We start from the raw sequence: 17,798 nt of genomic DNA, 5'->3' as shown, positions 1-17,798 counted from the left end.
AGGATATATAATTAAATAAATTTTTCTATATTTCGGAGGATAAAATGGAAATAATAAAATGTAACATGAATCACATTGACGCCGTTTCGGACTTTTACGGCATTGTTGTGGACAATCTTGAAAAAACGATAAATTATCCGAAATGGTCAAAGAAATATCCCTGTCGTGAAACCGTTAAAACGGCAACAGAAAGCGGTACACAGTATGCCTGCATTGAAAACGGAAATGTGATAGGTGCATTTATACTTAATGATATTCCCAGAGGAAATTACTTGGTCGGCGAATGGAAAAAAGAATTGAACGAAGGCGAATATAGCCTTATACATACGCTTGCCGTCGATTTCAGAACAAAGCATAAGGGCATAGGCAAATTTATGGTTGATTATTGTATCGAAAAATCCAGAAAAGACGGCTACAAGGCTGTCAGGCTTGACGTCATTCCGGACAACTATCCGGCAATAAAGCTTTATGAAAGCAAGGGCTTTACATTTGCCGGAACAAAGGATTTGGGCCTTGCAGACGAAGGAGCACCGATTCTTAGTTTATATGAGCTGAATTTTATATGAGGTGTTTTTTATGGAATACATTCATCATTATATGTCGCCGCTCGGAGGGATTACTATTGCGTCCGACGGAGAGGCTTTAACGGGACTTTGGTTTGACGGTCAGAAATATTTCGAGGCTAATCTTTCGGAGGAGCATGAGGAGAAAAGACTTGAAATATTCGACATTACGGATAAATGGCTGGATATTTATTTCAGCGGAAAAGAGCCGGATTTTACACCGCCACTTTCCATGAAAACAACCGAGTTCAGAAAAAAGATATGGAAAATACTGCTGACAATTCCTTACGGAAAAACAATGACCTACGGCGAGATAGCCGAGAAAATAGCCAAGGACAGCGGAAAGGCGAAAATGTCCGCACAGGCTGTTGGCGGTGCGGTCGGACATAATTCGATTTCACTTATAATACCATGCCACAGAGTTGTCGGAACAAACGGAAGCCTTACGGGTTATGCCGGCGGAATAGAAAAAAAGAAAAAACTGCTTGAATTGGAAAAGACAGATATGTCGGGAGTTTTTGTGCCTAAGAAGGGTACTGCGCTGTAATTTATTTTTAGACGGCATTAAATAAATATATTATAAATAAGAAATATATATAAAATTTTTCACATCAGCTTAAAAATATTTCGGACAGTACATGTAATTAGTATTAATACAAGTTATAATGGCTTTTAATTTTAATATGTATAAAAACAGTAAATTTTGGGGAAATAAGCAATGCAGAGAGAAGACAAACAGATGGACAGACATATGCCGGTTATGAACGGAGAAGATGCAACCAAGGCAATACGTGAAAACGAAGGCGAAGGAAAGCATATACCGATTATAGCATTGACGGCAGACGCGATTGCCGGAGTTAAAGAAAAATTGCTTGAGGCAGGCATGGACGATTACATAGTCAAGCCGATTGATTTTGTTGTGCTGAGCGGTGTGCTGAAAAAATATCTGCCAAAAGAAAAAGTGAAAGGTTAAGACCTTAAAACCTTAAGGGCGTTGCCCCAAGGTCTTGTTTATTCTCTTTAATTTTGTGGTATAATTCGGTCAGAAGGTGATACTATGAAAAATATAGCCATTATAACAGGAGCATCGGGTGGCCTCGGCAGACAGCTTACATTTCTTGCCGATAAGGACGGCTATGATGAGCTTTGGCTTATAGCACGTAATAAAGAACGTCTTGAATCGGTTAAGTCGGAATGTGAAACAGAAGTGCGTGTTATTCCGGGCGATCTTACGGATGAAAGTGTTATACAAGATATATGCAGTATGCTTGAGGAGTATAAAACAAAGGACGGAGTGAATGTAAAACTGCTGATTAATAATGCCGGCTATGGCAGAATAGGTGCATGGAACGAGCTCGATATATCCGACTGCGGAAGAATGATAGAGCTTAACTGCAAAGCCGCTGTGCTTATGACACAGAGCATTCTGCCGTATATGCAGAAGGGCAGTGGTATAATGAATATATGCTCAACAGCCGCATTCCAGCCGTTTCCGTATCTGAATGTATATGCCGCAACAAAGGCATTTCTCTATCGTTACAGCCGAGCACTGCGTATGGAGCTGCTGCCAAAGGGCATACGTGTTACGGCGGTTTGTCCGTATTGGATAAAGGATACCGAGTTCATAAAAACAGCCGGAAAAAACACAACAGGTAAAAACAGAATACGGCATTTTCCGCTTGCGGTGCATGAAAGAGGTGTAGCAAGAACAGCAATGAACGGGTATAAGCTGGGGCTGCCGGTTGTTACTACCGATGTGGTGTCGTTTCTGCATAGGATTGCCGCCAAGGTTATTCCGTCAGAAATAATGATGTGGATTTGGGAGATATTGAGAAGAGTTTAAAGATAAGACCTTAAGGGCGTTGCCCTTAACAACCCACAAAACTTTAAAAAGTTTTGATTCAAACTTTATTAAACTACATTCTTATGAATGTAGTTTTTGTTATATATAGGAATATTTAGTAATATATATAAATGATATTATCCCTAAACTATTTCGTAGAAATAGTTTATAAAAGTTTCGGTCGAACCTTTTCAAAGGTTCGCAGGTGTGGACAGAGTCCACGGTCTTAACGCTCTTAGGAGGTCTTTACATGGATCGGATTTCCTTCAACGGCAGACGCCGGCTGTTTTTTATCCTTTTGCTGTCTGCGGCGGCACTTGCCGCTTTGTCAATCAGATTGGGTTATATTATGCTGACCAAAGCGGAGGAATATCAACAGCTTGCCTATGACCAGCAGACAAGAGACAGACTTATTACACCAAAGCGTGGTAAAATACTGGATAGAAACGGAGTGGAGATTGCGGCAAATGAATCCGTAAGTGCTGTGTCCGTTATACACGCACAGGTAAAGGATAAGGAAGGCACAGCAAAGGCACTTTCCGAAATACTTGAGCTGGATTATGATGACGTACTGAAGGCAATCAATGAGCGTGTCGCACTTAAACGCATAAAAACAAAGGTCGATAACGAAACTGCGGCAAAGATACGTTCACTTGATCTTGATGGCGTTATGATTGACGAAGATGTCGAGCGTATATATCCTTACCGTTCAATGGCGGCACAGGTAATCGGCTTTGTCGGTAAGGATAATCAAGGTATCATAGGTCTGGAAAGTAAGTACGAGGAATATCTTAAGGGTGAAAAAGGCAAAATTCTTACATTGACAGACTCAAGAGGCAGACGGGTTTCCGATTCTGAAGAGAGAGTGGAGCCGACAGACGGTTTAAACCTTGTTACTTCGCTTGATGTGGTGATGCAACAATATGCTGAACAGGAAATACAGGCGGCAGTGGAGGCTAAAAACGCAAAAAGCGGTATTATTATATCTTTAAACCCACAGAACGGCGAAATATATGCAATGGCACAATATCCGTCCTTTGATTTGAATGAGCCGTTTGTAATAAACGATGTTACATTGGCGGAAAACTGGGACAGCTATACACAACAGGAGAAAAATGATTTTCTCAATAAAATGTGGCGAAATAAAGCTATAAACGATACATATGAGCCGGGAAGCACATTCAAGGTGGTCACAGCCTCAACCGGCTTGGAGGAGGGCGTTATAACGCCGGAAACACAGTTTAACTGCTCCGGCTCAATGACCGTCGGCGGCAGACAGATAAAATGCTGGCGTTATCCTCGGTCACATGGCACACAGACATTTACCGTCGGCGTGCAGAACTCATGCAATCCGGTATTTATGCAGGTGGCGGAAAGAATTGGAGCGGAAACATTTTATGAATATATGGTGAAATTCGGGTTCAATGAAAAAACAGGCATTGACCTGAACGGCGAGGCAGTCGGCATACTTCATAAAAAAGAGGACATCGGCCCGGTTGAGCTGGCAACAATGAGCTTCGGACAGACGTTCCAGATAACGCCGATACAGCTTTTGCGTGCGGCGGCCGCAGTGGTAAACGGCGGAAGGCTTATAACGCCGCATTTTGCCGTTGAGCTTAAGGACAGTGATGGATATATACAGAAGGTATTTGAATGGGACAGCGATAAGCAGATATTGAGTGAAGAAACAAGCGAAAAAATGCGTGTAATTCTGGAGAGCGTTGTTGCGGAAGGCACTGGAAGCAAGGCTAAAATAGAAGGCTACCGCATAGGCGGAAAGACCGCAACAAGCCAGAAGCTGCCAAGAGGCAGTGGGAAATACATAGCCAGCTTTATGACCTTTGCTCCGGCGGATAATCCGCAGATAATGACACTGGTTCTTATTGATGAGCCACAGGGAATGTATTACGGCGGCTCGGTTGCCGGCCCGGTGATGAAGGATTATCTTTCGAATATACTGCCGTATATATTGAAGTGATTTTTATTGTGCATTGCTTAAACTACATTCTAACGAATGTAGTTTTTGTTATAAATAGAAAATAATACCTTAACTGTTTCAAAGAAATAGTTAATTAAAATTTGGATTGAACTTTATATTGCAATGAGCCTTAAAATATATTATAATTGGCTTATAAGCCAAGTTTGGAATGATTGGGGGTGTTTATTTGAGGAGAAAAGACAGTGATGACGCAAGACGCAGAATTTTGTCTGCCTGTGTAAAGCTGTTCATTGAAAACGGATATAAAAATACACGAATGGCAGACATTCTGAGTGCCGCAAAGGTGTCCAACAGCACATTTCAGAATCTTTTCCGCTCGAAGGACGGCGTACTTATGGATTTGACGGAGTTTATGTTTGATAACCAGTTTTCCATAGCAAGAACAATGTTTGATAAACATATAAATCCGGTTTTTATCTATGCGTTGGAAACATCTATACAAATGGCAATTACCGAGCTGAACGAGCATATAGGAGAAATTTATGTTTATGTATATACAGTTCCGGAAACGGCGGAATATATTATACAGAAAACTTCAACTGAGCTTTATAAAATTTTTGGCTCATATATGCCGGACTGCGAAGAAAGCGATTTTTATGAGCTGGACATCGGCACAGCCGGTATAATGCGGAACTATATGGCGAAAAAATGCGATAAGTACTTTACGCTTGAAAAAAAGATTGAGCGTTTTTTGTCCTTGAGCCTTCGGGTTTACAATGTGCCGCAGGACGAAATAAAAATAATTATCAGCCGTATTCTTGAAATGGACATATGCTCAATGGCAAATGATGTCATGCAGAAGCTTTTTAAAGGCCTTGAAATGAAGTTTAATTTTACTCTTACCGAAATGGGGGAATTGCAGAATGAAGTTTAAAAAATTATTAAGCATATTTACAGCTGTGTGTATGCTTGCGTCAATTATACCTTCGACCGCATTTGCGGCTGAAACCAACGTTGTCGATTCCGATGACGCCGAACAGGAGCAGCAGGACGAAGAACAGGAAGAAAAAGAAATAAAAGAAGAGAAGAAAGAACAAGAGAAACAGGAAGAAGAAAAAGAAAAGGATTCCGAAGAATCCGAACAGGAGGAGGAACAGGAAGAATCCGAGAAAGAGGAAGAAGAGGAGCTTCCTTTTACCGAGGATGAGCTTGCACTTCTGGAGGAAGATCCCGAAGACCTCTCTCTTGACGAACAGGCAACATATTTCATGCTCGTTGAATATCTCGACAGCATTGACGGCGGTATCGCCCTTTATGACGGTGAAAACGCAAACGCAACAAAGACTGTGTTCAAAATTTCAACGGCAGACCAGCTTGTTGATCTGGCAGGCAAGGTCGAAAACGCCACAAGCTATTGGGGCGGTTTATGGAAGGATGCAAGCTTTGAACAGGTTGCCGATATAAATATGAAAAATATAGATTGGAAGGGCATTGGTTCCTTCAGAGGAAAATATAACGGCGGCGGCTATTCCGTAAAAAATATTAAAATCAAAGCAAACGGCACATCGGCAGGCTTCTTTTCCGTTGCCGAAGGTGCGGTTATTGAAAATCTTGCGATTGTCAATTTCGGAGTAGATACTTCGGCGGATTATGTCGGTGCGGTTGTCGGATATGCAACCGATACGGTGATAAGAAACTGCTGGACATCGGGCAGTGTAACCGCAAAGGAAAACGCAGGCGGTATTGCCGGATATATGGACGAAAGCGGCTCTGTAAGTAAATGCTATTCCTTATGTAATGTTAAATCCAATAATGAGGCCGGTGGTATTGTCGGAAATGCAGACGGAATAACGATAACAGGTGCGGTTGTTCTTGGCGAAAAGCTTGAAGGAAGTTCCGTAAACCGCATTAACGGCGGAAATACTGCTCCGGATAACTGCTACGCATGGAGCGGCATGAATACAGACGGCAACATACAGGGAAAGGATATTACATATAATTCCGGCGGCTTCAGCACAGAATTCAGTGATATTTTCGAAGACGACGACGCATGGAATTTTACTGAGGATTTACCTGTCCTTGCGGACGGCAATGATGAGCCGGGCAGTAACTTCCCGACATATCTCTATACCTCGGACGGCGATTTCAAGGGCAGTGGCACACAGAGCGATCCTTATTTAATCAATAATAAATATGACCTCATAAACCTCAGAAATAAGGTAAACGGCGGCAGTTCGGAAAAAGATTATTATAACGGAAATAAATTTACAAATAAGTATTTTAAACAGACTGCCGATATTGATCTTGAAGGAGAAGAATGGATTCCGATAGCAAATACAACTTCAGTAAGAAATACAAATTCGGAAGGAAAAGTATACAATAAGTTTTGCGGAACATACGACGGTAACGGACATGTAATAAAAAACCTGAAGGTGTCAGCTAAATTCATACATTCAGGATTATTCGGTGTCATAGGAAGCGGAGGTGTTATTAAAAACCTCGGTCTTGAAAACTGTGATATAGAAAGTTATGATGATGCCGGAACAATAGCAGGTGCCGGAATGGATGTTGGAAGTAATGTAGGAACAATCCTGAACTGTTACGCAACAGGAACTGTAAAAGGAAGCGAGGCAGGCGGTTTAGTTGGAACAGGCTTTAAAAAGATTATAAATTGCTATACTGTGTGTAATGTAGAATCAATAGATACCGACAAAGGACATGCAAGCGGAATAGCCGCCATTCCAGCCGGACGAATCGAAATTAAAAATTGCGTTGCATTAGGACAAAAATTAACCGGAGGCCAGTTGGATCAAGTAGGTTCTCCTCGTACGACAAGAATATTATTTTATACCTCAGATGATATTACCGATAACAACTACGCATACGCACAGATGAAGGTGAATGGAAGTGATATATCCACAAGTAGTGACTTTTATGGTCATAACAAAGACCATGGTGCAAATATATCTTACAGCAGTGGCAAAGGCCTTGATAAGCAGTTCAGCGAAATTTTCAAGGACATAGGCGGCGAAAAGGCATCGGACATCTGGAACTTTGAGGACAATATGCTCCCTACGCTCAAAAACGAGAACGTAAGCACAGCAAAACCTCTTCCGAGCTATATGCGTTCCGGCAGTACAACAGCCGACTTTTCGGGCAAAGGCACACAGGCTTCGCCTTATCTCATACAGAATAGGGATGACCTTATTAAATTGAGGGACAGAGTAAACAGCGAAACAGGCTATGCAGGAAATTATTTCAAGCAGACCACAGATATAGATTTGGATGGTATAGAATGGATACCCATTGGTACAGATGACAGTGCCAAAACCAAGTTCAAGGGAATCTATGACGGTGACGGACACGAAATAACAAATCTCAATAATAGTGATGGTCGATATTACGGCGGTTTGTTCGGAGATATAACCGGAACAGTCAAAAACCTTGCGGTAATAGACTGCAATATAACAACTACCATTTATTACGGCGGTGCGATTGTTGCCAACGGCGGAACTATCGAAAACTGCTATTCAACGGGAACTGTTTACGCGCCAAATGGCAGTGCCGGCGGTATATCCGGCAACGGCAGTACAATAAAGAACTGCTACTCAACAGCAACGGTCAGCGGAAAAACAGCCGCCGGAATCGGTGCAAATGCGACTGAAATAACAGGCTGTGTTTCCTTCAACGACAGCATTACGGGAACAAATGCAAGCCGTATCGGCAGTTCAAATAAGCTCAGCGGAAACTATGCGCTCAACAGCGTTAAGGTGAATGGTGCTGTGCCGGATAACAATAAATCCGAAACAAAAATAAACGGACTGGATCTTAAACCGGCAAACGGCAGCTTCTATCTGTATACAGGTGCTGAATACGCATGGAACGGCTGGAGCAGAAGTATTTGGATAATACCTATGACAGGCGGCGAGCTTCCTCATTTTGAAAACAGCACACGAATTGTTCTTGATTTCAATAATCAGGTTAATGTCAGAATATCCTTTGACGAATCAAGGCAGACATATAAATATGACGGAACAAGAAAGGAATTTGTGCTTAGGAACCTGAACGTAGAAGGCGTTGACGGTGTTAATGTTAATGTTTTCTACACTGCGAACGCTTCGGGAAAAATGGACAGGGTAGAACCGATAAATCCCGGTTTATATGATGTCAATGTTGTAAGCGGCGGCAATGCGGACGGAAGTATTTCAGCATACTTTAAAACATTAACGAGAGCACTTGTTATAGAAAAGGCAGACAATGAGATAACAAACTTTACATTCCCCGAAAGCTGGGTATACGGTGAAGCCGAAAAGACACCTTCCGCAGATGCAAAGCATGGTACGGTTAAGTTCAAATATTCACAGGTTGGCTATCCGGAAACGGATACACAGCCGACAGACGCAGGATATTACACAATAAAGGCGTATGTAGAGGAAAGCGATTTTTATAACTATGTGGAAGAAACAAAGCAGTTTGTAATAAAGGACAAAAACAAAATAGAAGTCTTTGATTTTCCCGATGAATGGTACTTCGGCGAAGATAAAAAGATACCTAACGGCACGGCAAAATTCGGTCTTGTTAATTTCAAATATTCCATTGACGGCGGCGAAAGCTGGACAACGGAACAGCCGAAGTCAGCCGGAAGCTACCTTATAAAAGCGTATGTTGACGGAAGTGACAATTATAGCGATGCAGAGGAGACAAAGAACTTTACAATTAAGCAGGCAGTAAACGAGATAACGGAGTTCTGGGAGATAAATGACTGGACTTACGGTGATTCGGTTATTATAATAGATACCAATAAGGCGAAATTTGGAAAGCCTCAGCTTGTATTTTCCGCTGACGGCGAAAACTGGACAACTGAAATACCCAAAAATGCAGGTCAGTATATCGCAAAGGCATATGTAGAGGAAACAAATGACTATTCCTATGCGGAAAAGACACAGAATTTCGAGGTGCTTAAGGCAACACCGACAGTAACGGAACTTCCTGTTGCCGAAAAGGTAAAGAGAAACAGACAGCTTTCGACTTCGGCTATAAGCGGCGGTGAGGTAACAGGTGTTGATACATGGTTTACGGACGGTGTTCTTTCCGGAACATGGTCATGGAAGGATGGCAGTGAAAAGATGAAATCCACAGGCGATTTCACAAGAATGGCAGTGTTCACGCCGGACAGCTTAAACTATAATCCGGTTGAGGCAGAAATAAACGTACATGTTTATATGCCGACAACAGGCGGATCATCATATACTCTGCCTAAAGTAGAAAATGATACAACTAAGCCTGAAGAAAACAAGAAATTAATACTTACGGTCGGAAGTAAAAATGCGATTGTATTCGGTGAAAGCGTTGTAAACGACGTAGCACCGGTTATAGTAAACGAAAGAACAATGTTGCCGGCAAGATTTGTTGCAGAGGCACTCGGTGCAAAGGTGCTTTGGGACAGCAATACAAGAACAGTTTCAATTATCGGTGAAAATGCGATAGCCATTACAATCGGCAGTGATACGGCGTATGTAAACGGCGTTGCGGTCAAGCTCGACAGCCCGGCGTTTATTGCAGACGACAGAACATATCTGCCGCTCAGGTTTATTGCCGAAAATCTCGGTGCAGACGTAGAGTGGCTTGCAGACGAATTAAAGATAGTTATAACAAAGGAATAATTATATGTGGCGTTGCCCTAAACCCCACAAAACTTTGATAAACTATTTCTGCGAAATAGTTTAGGGGATTAAATAGCTTATATCATAGGAATGGTTGCAAAACCATTCCTATTTTTTGTTTAATTGCAACTGAGTCAAAAACCTGTTTACCTTATGATAATTTAATGTTAGAATAGTGCCGTATGCTTGTATACAGGAAAGGAGATACTTTAATCATGAACGGCGAAAATCAAAGTCGCGTCGAATGGATACTGCAAAGACTTACAGAGCTTGAACAGGCACATAGTGTGGACGAGCTGACAAATGAGATAACATATATTCTCGGTCTTCTCGGAAAATATACAAAGGCTGACAGGGTTTTTCTTTGTGATAAAATTGAAAATAATAGGCTTGAGTTTGCAAATGCTTTTGAATGGCAGAATGAGAATGTTGAACCATGGAATGAAAAATTTGATATTGTTTCTGAAATGAGCATTCCTAATTGGATAATAGAATTCGAAAAAAATAAAAATATATTTATAAATGATGTTGAAGAGATAAGGCATACAATGCCATATGAATATAAAAGGCTTAAGCTGAATAATGTACAGTCTGTTATTGCCGTTCCGATTATGGGCAGAAATTCTTTTCTGGGCATTATCGGTATAGATAATCCGAGAATTAATGTATCGGAGCTTTTTCTTAGTGAAATAAAATTTATCGGAGCACATATAATAAGTGTCCGTAACAATATAAATATGGTCAATGAGCTTGAGCTTAAACAGGCGGAGCAGCAGAAAAATATTGCCGAAATGGAAAAAGAACGTCAGAATCTGCTTGTGCTTTGCCGTGACAGTACATCGGTATATCGTATGAATCTTATGAACGATACGGCTGAAATAGTTAAGCTGGATATGAATGCAAATGCGTCCATTCAGCTTATGGGAATGGTAAATACACGTATTATTTATTCCAAGGAGATGGAAAAGTATTATAACAATTTTGTTATAAAGGAATCTGCTCCGGATATGCGTAAGATGTTTGATGTGAATTATCTTATGCAGGAGCTCAGCGATAAAGACAGCATTTCATACCGTTTTCAGAGTCGGCCCAATAATAACGGCGATCGTTATTTTGAAATGCGAATTACAAGAATAAGCCGGTCGGAGGACAGCTTTGTTGTGCTTGCCGATTTCAGAAGCGTTGACAGAGTTATAGAAGAGGAGCGCAGACAACGGGCTTTGATTGAAAAAGCACTTGCCGAATCAAGAATGAGTAATGATATTATATCGTCGGTAAGTAAAATTTATTTCGCCATGTATCATATTGACCTTACAAATGACAGTTACGATGAAATTTCGAGAGATACATCTGTATATAAATTAAGCGGAAAAAACGGAAGTGCCGCTGCAAAAATGAAGAAAATATGCAATAGTTTTGTTGCTGAGGAGTACAGAGAAAAGGCGTTAAAGTTCTTTAATCTTACTACATTGAGCGAAAGATTGAAATATGACGAAACCGATGCTGTTGAGTATTTTGCGGCTGACGGAAACTGGCATCTTGCCAGATTTATATCGCATAAAAGAGATAAAAACGGCCTAACAACCGAGGCACTCTGTGTTATCAGACTTATAAGTGAGGAAAAACGCCGTGAGAAATATTGGATCGTTGCGGCAGAGGAGGCAAATAAGGCCAATAAAGCAAAGAGCGAATTCCTCTCAAGAATATCGCATGATATTCGCACGCCTATGAATGTAATTATGGGCTTTACGAATATAGCCGAAAAGAATATTGAAAATACCGAAAAGCTTAAGGAATGTCTTGATAAAATAGAGATGAGCGGTAAAAACCTTGAACAGCTTATTGATGATGTTCTCGATATGTCCAAAATAGAAAACAACAGTATGCAGCTTGTGCCTCAACAGACAAGCGTTTCGGAAATATTTGAATTTTATAAATCGACCGCCGCAGGCTCAAATAAACAGCTTAATTATGAATTTGTAAAGCATGATATTGAGCATGAATATCTTATGGTTGATAAACTGAGACTGAACCAGATAAATATAAATCTTCTGTCAAATGCCGTTAAATATACAAACGAAGGCGGCAGTATAAACTTTGAGATATATGAAGAAAAATCTCCGAAGGAAAACATGACAAGGCTTGTTTCGATAGTAAGCGACACAGGTATAGGAATGTCTGAGGAATTTATGGAGGTTATGTATTCGGAGTTTTCGAGAGCGGTGGACACAAGAGTGAATACAGTCCGTGGCAGCGGGCTTGGTCTTGCCATAGTCAAAAAGCTCGTTGACATCATGGGCGGAACGATAGAGGCAAAGAGCAAAATAAACGAAGGCACAACATTTAAGGTAGTTATTGATGTACCGTATTGTGATGAGGCCGATGTAGCAGATACTGAGGATAATACGCCGGTTGAGTTTGACAGGACGGTAAATATACTTATTGCAGAGGATAACGACCTTAACTATGAAATACTTTGTGAACAGCTCAGTGATTATGACATAAGCTGTACGAGAGCGAGAAACGGCGTTGAGTGTGTTTCGGAATTTAAGAACAGTAAGCCGCATAGCTTTGACATTATACTTATGGATATGCAGATGCCGGTTATGAACGGACTTGACGCAGCGGCGGCAATTCGTGCATTGGATTTTGATGAAGCGAGAACAATACCGATTATTGCAGTGACAGCCAATGCCTATAATGAAGATATAGAAAAATGCCTTGCCGTCGGTATGAATGCACATTGTTCTAAGCCGATAGATATTGAAAAGCTAATGAAGATAATAGGTAAGTATTTGAAATAATTGCAGATTAAGCCGTAGACCGAGAAGGTTTACGGCTTTTTGTATGCCCGAAAACCACGTGGTAGTCACGTGGTTCAAAAAGCCTACTGTATAATATTTATTTACATTGTATCGAAAACTGCAAGTCATGCCTTTCAGACATATCACAACCGATAAACAAAGTATTTGCCACTGCCGCACACAGCCGCTATAATACTTATAAAACAGACATAGAGAGAGGTTTTGTTATGAAAAAGGTACTTATTATTTCTTCAAGCTTAAGACATAACTCAAATTCCGAGCTTATTGCCGACGAGTTTGCCAAGGGTGCGGTACAAGCCGGACATGAGGTTGAAAAGGTCAGCCTTAAGGGCAAGAATATTGCATTCTGCAAGGGCTGTCTTTCGTGTATCAAAACAGGAAGCTGTTTTATAAAGGACGATGCCATAGAAATTACGGAAAAAATGAAAAATGCCGAGGTTATTGCATTTGCAACGCCGGTGTATTATTATAGCATGAGCGGACAGCTTAAAACATTGCTCGACCGTGCAAATTCACTTTATGGCTCGGACTATAAATTCAAGGACATTTATCTTCTTGCGACTGCCGCGGAGAATGAACGGTCGGCTGCCGAAGGCACTATAAAAGGAATACAGGGCTGGGTTGATTGCTTTGAAAGAGCCGAGCTGAAGGGTATTGTGTTCGGCGGAGGCATTGACGATGCAGGAGCTGCGGTAAATCATCAAGACGTAATGAAAGCTGCGTTTGAATTGGGAAAGAATATTTGAAGAGGAGAAAAGAATGGAAAAATCTAAGGTATATTTTACTGACTTCAGAGCAAAATTAGGTGAAGGTCTTCCTACTAAGCTTAAAAGACTTATGAAGGCTGCCGGAATCGAACAGATTGACATGGAAAATAAGTTTGTTGCCATAAAAATGAACTTTGGTGAGCTTGGCAACCTCGGTTATTTAAGACCGAATTATGCAAAGGCTGTTGCAGATGTTGTTTATGAGCTTGGAGGAAAGCCTTTTCTTACAGACTGTAATACACTTTATGTCGGTAGCAGAAAGAATGCAATAGAGCATCTGTATTGTGCATGGGAGAACGGCTTTACACCTCTTTCCGTAGGCTGTCCTGTTATCATTGCAGATGGACTTAAGGGTACAGACGATATTGATGTTCCCGTTGTTGGCGGAGAATGTGTAGAAAACGCTAAAATCGGTCGTGCTATCATGGATGCTGATATATTCATAAGCCTTAACCATTTCAAAGGCCATGAGACTACCGGATTCGGCGGTGCAATCAAAAATATCGGTATGGGCAGCGGCTCAAGAGCCGGCAAAAAGGATCAGCATATGAGCGGAAAGCCCGAGATTCATGCGGATAAATGCGTTGGCTGTAAACGCTGTATGAGAGAATGTGCAAACAATGGTCTTGTGTTTGACGAAGCAACAAGAAAGATGTCGGTAAATACAGATAATTGTGTGGGCTGTGGACGTTGTATCGGTGCTTGTAATACAGACGCAATCGAGTTTATGAACTGGTCGAGCACTATTGAGCTTAATAAAAAAATGGCAGAGTATGCAAAGGCTGTTGTTGACGGCAGACCGAATTTCCATATTTCTCTTGTAGTTGATGTTTCACCTAACTGCGACTGTCATCCCGAAAACGATGCACCTATACTTCCCAATCTTGGTATGTTTGCATCATTTGATCCCCTTGCACTTGACCAAGCCTGCGTTGATGCCTGCCTTAAACAGGAGCCTCTTCCCAACAGCCAGCTTTCCGACAATATGGCTAAGAAGGATTTCTGTGATAAGCATGACCATTTCGAAAATACAACGCATAATGCAGAGTATAAGAGCTGTCTTGAGCATGCTGAAAAAATCGGTATCGGTTCAAGAGAGTATGAGCTTATTACAATAAAATAATTCAAGTACGAATAAAGCCCTTTCCGTAAGCTTTGATGGGAAGGGCAGTTTTGTTTGTGTTAATGCTGTAAATGTTATAAAATATACTCATTTGATAAATATATTTCGGAGGGAAAAACATGAACTATAAAAAAATAGATAAATCAGATAATGCTGCTATCGCAAAAATAGTCAGACATAATCTGGAAAAAGCACGCCTCAACATTCCGGGAACAGTATATTTCGATAAGGGTTTAGATAACCTGAGCGAATTTTATAACGCAGCTCCGGACAAAAGGGTTTATTATATCGCAAAAAACGATGAAGGCGAAACTATCGGAGGAATAGGCATTGCGGAGTTTGACGGCTTTGATGGCTGTGCAGAGATACAAAAGCTGTATCTTTCGGACGAAGCAAAGGGCAAAGGTTACGGAAAACAGCTTATGTCGCTTGCGGAGGAGTTTGCACGAAAAGCAGGCTATAAACTGCTTTACCTCGAAACGCATACCAATCTTGCAACGGCAGTAAAAATGTATGAAAAGCTCGGCTTCCGGGAAATTGAAAAGCCGAAGGCGGTTGTACACAGCACAATGAATAGGTTCTATATAAAGAAGCTGCAAGTGCCGTGTTGATTTTTCAACTTTATTGTAATCTGTGTAAGCGTATATTATAATATATAGAAAATAAATGATATAAATTTGTGAATATATAATTAGTATAATAATGAGGTGATACAATGAGTAACAAGGAAATAATAATTAAATTGCTGGATAAAGTGCCGGATTATAAAATGGGCTATGTTCTTGCATATGTGCAGGGAATAACTGCTGATGAGGAATCTGATGAAGATTTTTGCGAAGAACTTTGGCAGGATTATAAAAAAGATAAAGATCCCGACAAGGACAAAGAGTATACACTTGAAGAGTGTAAAAAAGAATGGGGCATTGACTGATGTATAAAATTATCATTAAAAAGAAAGCCAAAAAATTTATTGATAAACTTCCGATGCCAACTAAAAAGAGAATTATAGAAGCTATCAACCTGTTACCATATGGCAGTGATATAAAGCAGATGAAAGGGCATGATGATTTATTCAGATTGCGTGTCGGTGATTACAGAATTATTTATACAGTGGATAACGGTGAATTGATTGTATATGTAATCGGTGCAGGAAACAGGGGACAAATATATAATAAATATTGAAAACACAAAAATCGTTCTGTCTGTAACAGGACGATTTTTTGCACTTATGGTATATCGCTTTTATTAAGACTTTGAGCAAATCTCCATATCCTTAAATATTAAATTTTTATTAAAATTCATTATAGCCCCCTTTAGTTTTTGCATTTTGAACGATTATATTTTATAATGTACAGTGTAATAAATATGAAAAGCGGAGGTAATAATTTTGAAATATTTAAAAAGAATAGCGTCAGCGGTTGTGTGTGCTGTTCTTATGCTTTCGAGTACACCGGCAACAGCCTTTGCAAAAACAACCATGCCCGAATACATAAGAGTAGGACTTACAAGCGCCTATGAAAACAAACAGCAGATAAACATTCAGAATAAGACTTTGAAATTTATCGACAGCCCTTCGGATGATCCTCTTGATTATACCACAATATCCGAGTTTTATTCAGCCAACGGCTTTGCAGTCAGAGTCGGTGTAAGCTATCAGGTGGTCATTCCCATAGACGCCAACGGCTTTGACGATGCAAAGGCACAGGCAGATAACTATATATCACAGGGCTATGCCAATGCACTTCCCGGATATAATAACAGAGGCTGGACAGTAACAATATACGGCTATCAGTCAATGAGCGAAGCACAGACTGCCGCAGCTTCATTGGGCGGCTCTGCGGTAGCGCCTTCCGATGTGCTTATTCTTTCGGTAAGCGGTGATCCCATATTCCTTATAACAAATACAGATGCGTATTTTGCCGGACAGAGTGCTGATACAAATGTTGACCTCGGTTCAAGGGAATACAGAGGAATAATGAAGTTCCAGCTTGCGTCAAGCGGACTTATAACGGCAGTAAACATAGTTGATTTTGAGGAATATCTTTACGGCGTTGTTCCTTCGGAAATACCGTCAAGCTATGCTTATGAGGCAATAAAAGCACAGGCTTGTGCCGCAAGAACCTATGCGCTTATTAAGGTGCAGAAAAAGTCTGATTTGGGCTATGATATTTGCGATACAACCCATTGTCAGGTATATGGCGGATATACAAATGAAAGCAAAACAACAACACAGGCGGTTGTTGACACAGAAGGAAAAGCAATATATTATAACGGTTCACCCATTGAGGCACTTTTCTCGTCATCATCGGGCGGATATAGCGAAGACGCCGTAAACGTATGGGGTAATGATGTTCCTTACCTTAAGGCAGTTCCCGATGAATATGAAACCGACTGTCAGACATGGACAAGAACATTCACACTTTCCGATATAGACAAAATATGTGCTGCCAAAGGTTACAATATAGGCTCGGCAACAGGCATGAGAATAACAATAGACAATAAGACAAGCAGGGTGCAGAAGGTTGAATTTATAGGAACGGAAGGCACTAAGGCCATAACACTCGAAAGCTGTCGTACTGTGTTTAATGCAATCGGCTCATCGCTTTCAAGCCGTGTGTTCACAATAACAAACGGCATAACCGAATCGGGAAATTCGTCATCGGGTTCAAATTCAAATCTTAATGTTGCACTCGGTACGTTTGTTTCGTCACCTATTGACGGATATACAATGACGGATAAGAATAACTACGTGATAGGTAACGACTGTGCGGTTGTTTATTCAACAGCCTCCGGCACAAAGGCATACGGTGCGGACGGAAAATCCGTTGACTTAAGCAAAATACCTGAGCTTGTTCCGTTCATAAACAATGCGGCAGGCAGTTCTTCAACAAGCACAGCTTCAACCGGAACAACGGTAATCCGTTCAAGCGGTTCAACAATAAACATTTCCGGCCGTGCAATAGGTCATGGTGTCGGCTTAAGCCAGAGAGGTGCCAACGGCTACGGACAGCTCGGATATGACTATATCGAAATATTACAGCATTACTATACAGGAGTAACAGTAGAATAATCGGA

The 17,798-nt window shown here is 40.9% G+C and carries 14 protein-coding genes; all 14 read left to right on the top strand.

Going from position 1 to position 17,798, the window contains the following annotated elements; all coding sequences use genetic code 11:
- Positions 1 to 44: 44 nt before the first annotated feature.
- The 14 genes from KQI66_RS01485 to KQI66_RS01420 all read left to right on the top strand — a co-directional run bounded on the left by KQI66_RS01485 (position 45) and on the right by KQI66_RS01420 (position 17,793).
- Positions 45 to 566, top strand: a complete 522-nt coding sequence (locus KQI66_RS01485) for a GNAT family N-acetyltransferase (protein ID WP_216426930.1) — start codon at positions 45 to 47, stop codon at positions 564 to 566.
- A gap of 10 nt (positions 567 to 576) precedes the next feature.
- On the top strand, positions 577 to 1,110 hold the full coding sequence (locus tag KQI66_RS01480) for a methylated-DNA--[protein]-cysteine S-methyltransferase (RefSeq protein ID WP_216426929.1): 534 nt from the start codon (positions 577 to 579) through the stop codon (positions 1,108 to 1,110).
- A 171-nt stretch (positions 1,111 to 1,281) separates the two neighbouring features.
- Positions 1,282 to 1,536 (top strand): response regulator, encoded by a 255-nt coding sequence (locus tag KQI66_RS01475; RefSeq protein WP_216426928.1) that lies wholly within the window; start codon positions 1,282 to 1,284, stop codon positions 1,534 to 1,536.
- An 84-nt stretch (positions 1,537 to 1,620) separates the two neighbouring features.
- Positions 1,621 to 2,406 (top strand): SDR family NAD(P)-dependent oxidoreductase, encoded by a 786-nt coding sequence (locus KQI66_RS01470; protein WP_216426927.1) that lies wholly within the window; start codon positions 1,621 to 1,623, stop codon positions 2,404 to 2,406.
- A 250-nt stretch (positions 2,407 to 2,656) separates the two neighbouring features.
- Positions 2,657 to 4,384, top strand: a complete 1,728-nt coding sequence (locus KQI66_RS01465) for a peptidoglycan D,D-transpeptidase FtsI family protein (RefSeq protein WP_216426926.1) — start codon at positions 2,657 to 2,659, stop codon at positions 4,382 to 4,384.
- Positions 4,385 to 4,571: 187 nt separating this feature from the next.
- A complete protein-coding gene (locus KQI66_RS01460; RefSeq protein WP_253287613.1) occupies positions 4,572 to 5,279 on the top strand; it encodes a TetR/AcrR family transcriptional regulator in 708 nt (235 codons plus the stop codon).
- Complete coding sequence (locus KQI66_RS11215) at positions 5,269 to 10,008, top strand: stalk domain-containing protein (protein ID WP_253287612.1); 4,740 nt, start codon at positions 5,269 to 5,271, stop codon at positions 10,006 to 10,008. The genes KQI66_RS01460 and KQI66_RS11215 overlap by 11 nt, the downstream gene beginning before the upstream one ends.
- A 215-nt stretch (positions 10,009 to 10,223) precedes the next feature.
- On the top strand, positions 10,224 to 12,812 hold the full coding sequence (locus KQI66_RS01450) for a hybrid sensor histidine kinase/response regulator (RefSeq protein ID WP_216426924.1): 2,589 nt from the start codon (positions 10,224 to 10,226) through the stop codon (positions 12,810 to 12,812).
- Positions 12,813 to 13,039: 227 nt separating this feature from the next.
- On the top strand, positions 13,040 to 13,579 hold the full coding sequence (locus KQI66_RS01445; RefSeq protein WP_216426923.1) for a flavodoxin family protein: 540 nt from the start codon (positions 13,040 to 13,042) through the stop codon (positions 13,577 to 13,579).
- Between the two features lie 13 nt (positions 13,580 to 13,592).
- Positions 13,593 to 14,723, top strand: a complete 1,131-nt coding sequence (locus KQI66_RS01440) for a DUF362 domain-containing protein (RefSeq protein WP_216426922.1) — start codon at positions 13,593 to 13,595, stop codon at positions 14,721 to 14,723.
- Between the two features lie 119 nt (positions 14,724 to 14,842).
- Entirely contained in the window at positions 14,843 to 15,334 is a 492-nt protein-coding gene (locus tag KQI66_RS01435; RefSeq protein WP_216426921.1) for a GNAT family N-acetyltransferase, read from the top strand.
- 104 nt (positions 15,335 to 15,438) lie between these two features.
- On the top strand, positions 15,439 to 15,654 hold the full coding sequence (locus KQI66_RS01430) for a hypothetical protein (RefSeq protein ID WP_216426920.1): 216 nt from the start codon (positions 15,439 to 15,441) through the stop codon (positions 15,652 to 15,654).
- Positions 15,654 to 15,905, top strand: a complete 252-nt coding sequence (locus KQI66_RS01425; RefSeq protein WP_216426919.1) for a type II toxin-antitoxin system RelE family toxin — start codon at positions 15,654 to 15,656, stop codon at positions 15,903 to 15,905. The genes KQI66_RS01430 and KQI66_RS01425 overlap by 1 nt, the downstream gene beginning before the upstream one ends.
- A gap of 205 nt (positions 15,906 to 16,110) precedes the next feature.
- Positions 16,111 to 17,793 carry a SpoIID/LytB domain-containing protein gene (locus tag KQI66_RS01420; protein WP_216426918.1) on the top strand — a complete coding sequence of 561 codons (1,683 nt, stop codon included), beginning with the start codon at positions 16,111 to 16,113 and terminating at the stop codon, positions 17,791 to 17,793.
- The last annotated feature ends 5 nt before the right edge of the window (positions 17,794 to 17,798 follow it).

The sequence above is a fragment of the Anaerotignum sp. MSJ-24 genome, assembly GCF_018918145.1.
Taxonomy (GTDB): domain Bacteria; phylum Bacillota; class Clostridia; order Lachnospirales; family Anaerotignaceae; genus Metalachnospira.
Note: the sequence above shows the minus strand (reverse complement) of the source record. Positions and strands in the feature narration are given on the sequence as shown.

What these genes read in the sequence shown, in the direction of transcription:
- KQI66_RS01485 (WP_216426930.1), top strand. Translation starts at nt 45, where the DNA reads ATGGAAATAATAAAATGTAACATGAATCACATTGACGCCGTTTCGGAC.
- KQI66_RS01480 (WP_216426929.1), top strand. Translation starts at nt 577, where the DNA reads ATGGAATACATTCATCATTATATGTCGCCGCTCGGAGGGATTACTATT.
- KQI66_RS01475 (WP_216426928.1), top strand. Translation starts at nt 1,282, where the DNA reads ATGCAGAGAGAAGACAAACAGATGGACAGACATATGCCGGTTATGAAC.
- KQI66_RS01470 (WP_216426927.1), top strand. Translation starts at nt 1,621, where the DNA reads ATGAAAAATATAGCCATTATAACAGGAGCATCGGGTGGCCTCGGCAGA.
- KQI66_RS01465 (WP_216426926.1), top strand. Translation starts at nt 2,657, where the DNA reads ATGGATCGGATTTCCTTCAACGGCAGACGCCGGCTGTTTTTTATCCTT.
- KQI66_RS11215 (WP_253287612.1), top strand. Translation starts at nt 5,269, where the DNA reads ATGAAGTTTAAAAAATTATTAAGCATATTTACAGCTGTGTGTATGCTT.
- KQI66_RS01450 (WP_216426924.1), top strand. Translation starts at nt 10,224, where the DNA reads ATGAACGGCGAAAATCAAAGTCGCGTCGAATGGATACTGCAAAGACTT.
- KQI66_RS01445 (WP_216426923.1), top strand. Translation starts at nt 13,040, where the DNA reads ATGAAAAAGGTACTTATTATTTCTTCAAGCTTAAGACATAACTCAAAT.
- KQI66_RS01440 (WP_216426922.1), top strand. Translation starts at nt 13,593, where the DNA reads ATGGAAAAATCTAAGGTATATTTTACTGACTTCAGAGCAAAATTAGGT.
- KQI66_RS01435 (WP_216426921.1), top strand. Translation starts at nt 14,843, where the DNA reads ATGAACTATAAAAAAATAGATAAATCAGATAATGCTGCTATCGCAAAA.
- KQI66_RS01430 (WP_216426920.1), top strand. Translation starts at nt 15,439, where the DNA reads ATGAGTAACAAGGAAATAATAATTAAATTGCTGGATAAAGTGCCGGAT.
- KQI66_RS01425 (WP_216426919.1), top strand. Translation starts at nt 15,654, where the DNA reads ATGTATAAAATTATCATTAAAAAGAAAGCCAAAAAATTTATTGATAAA.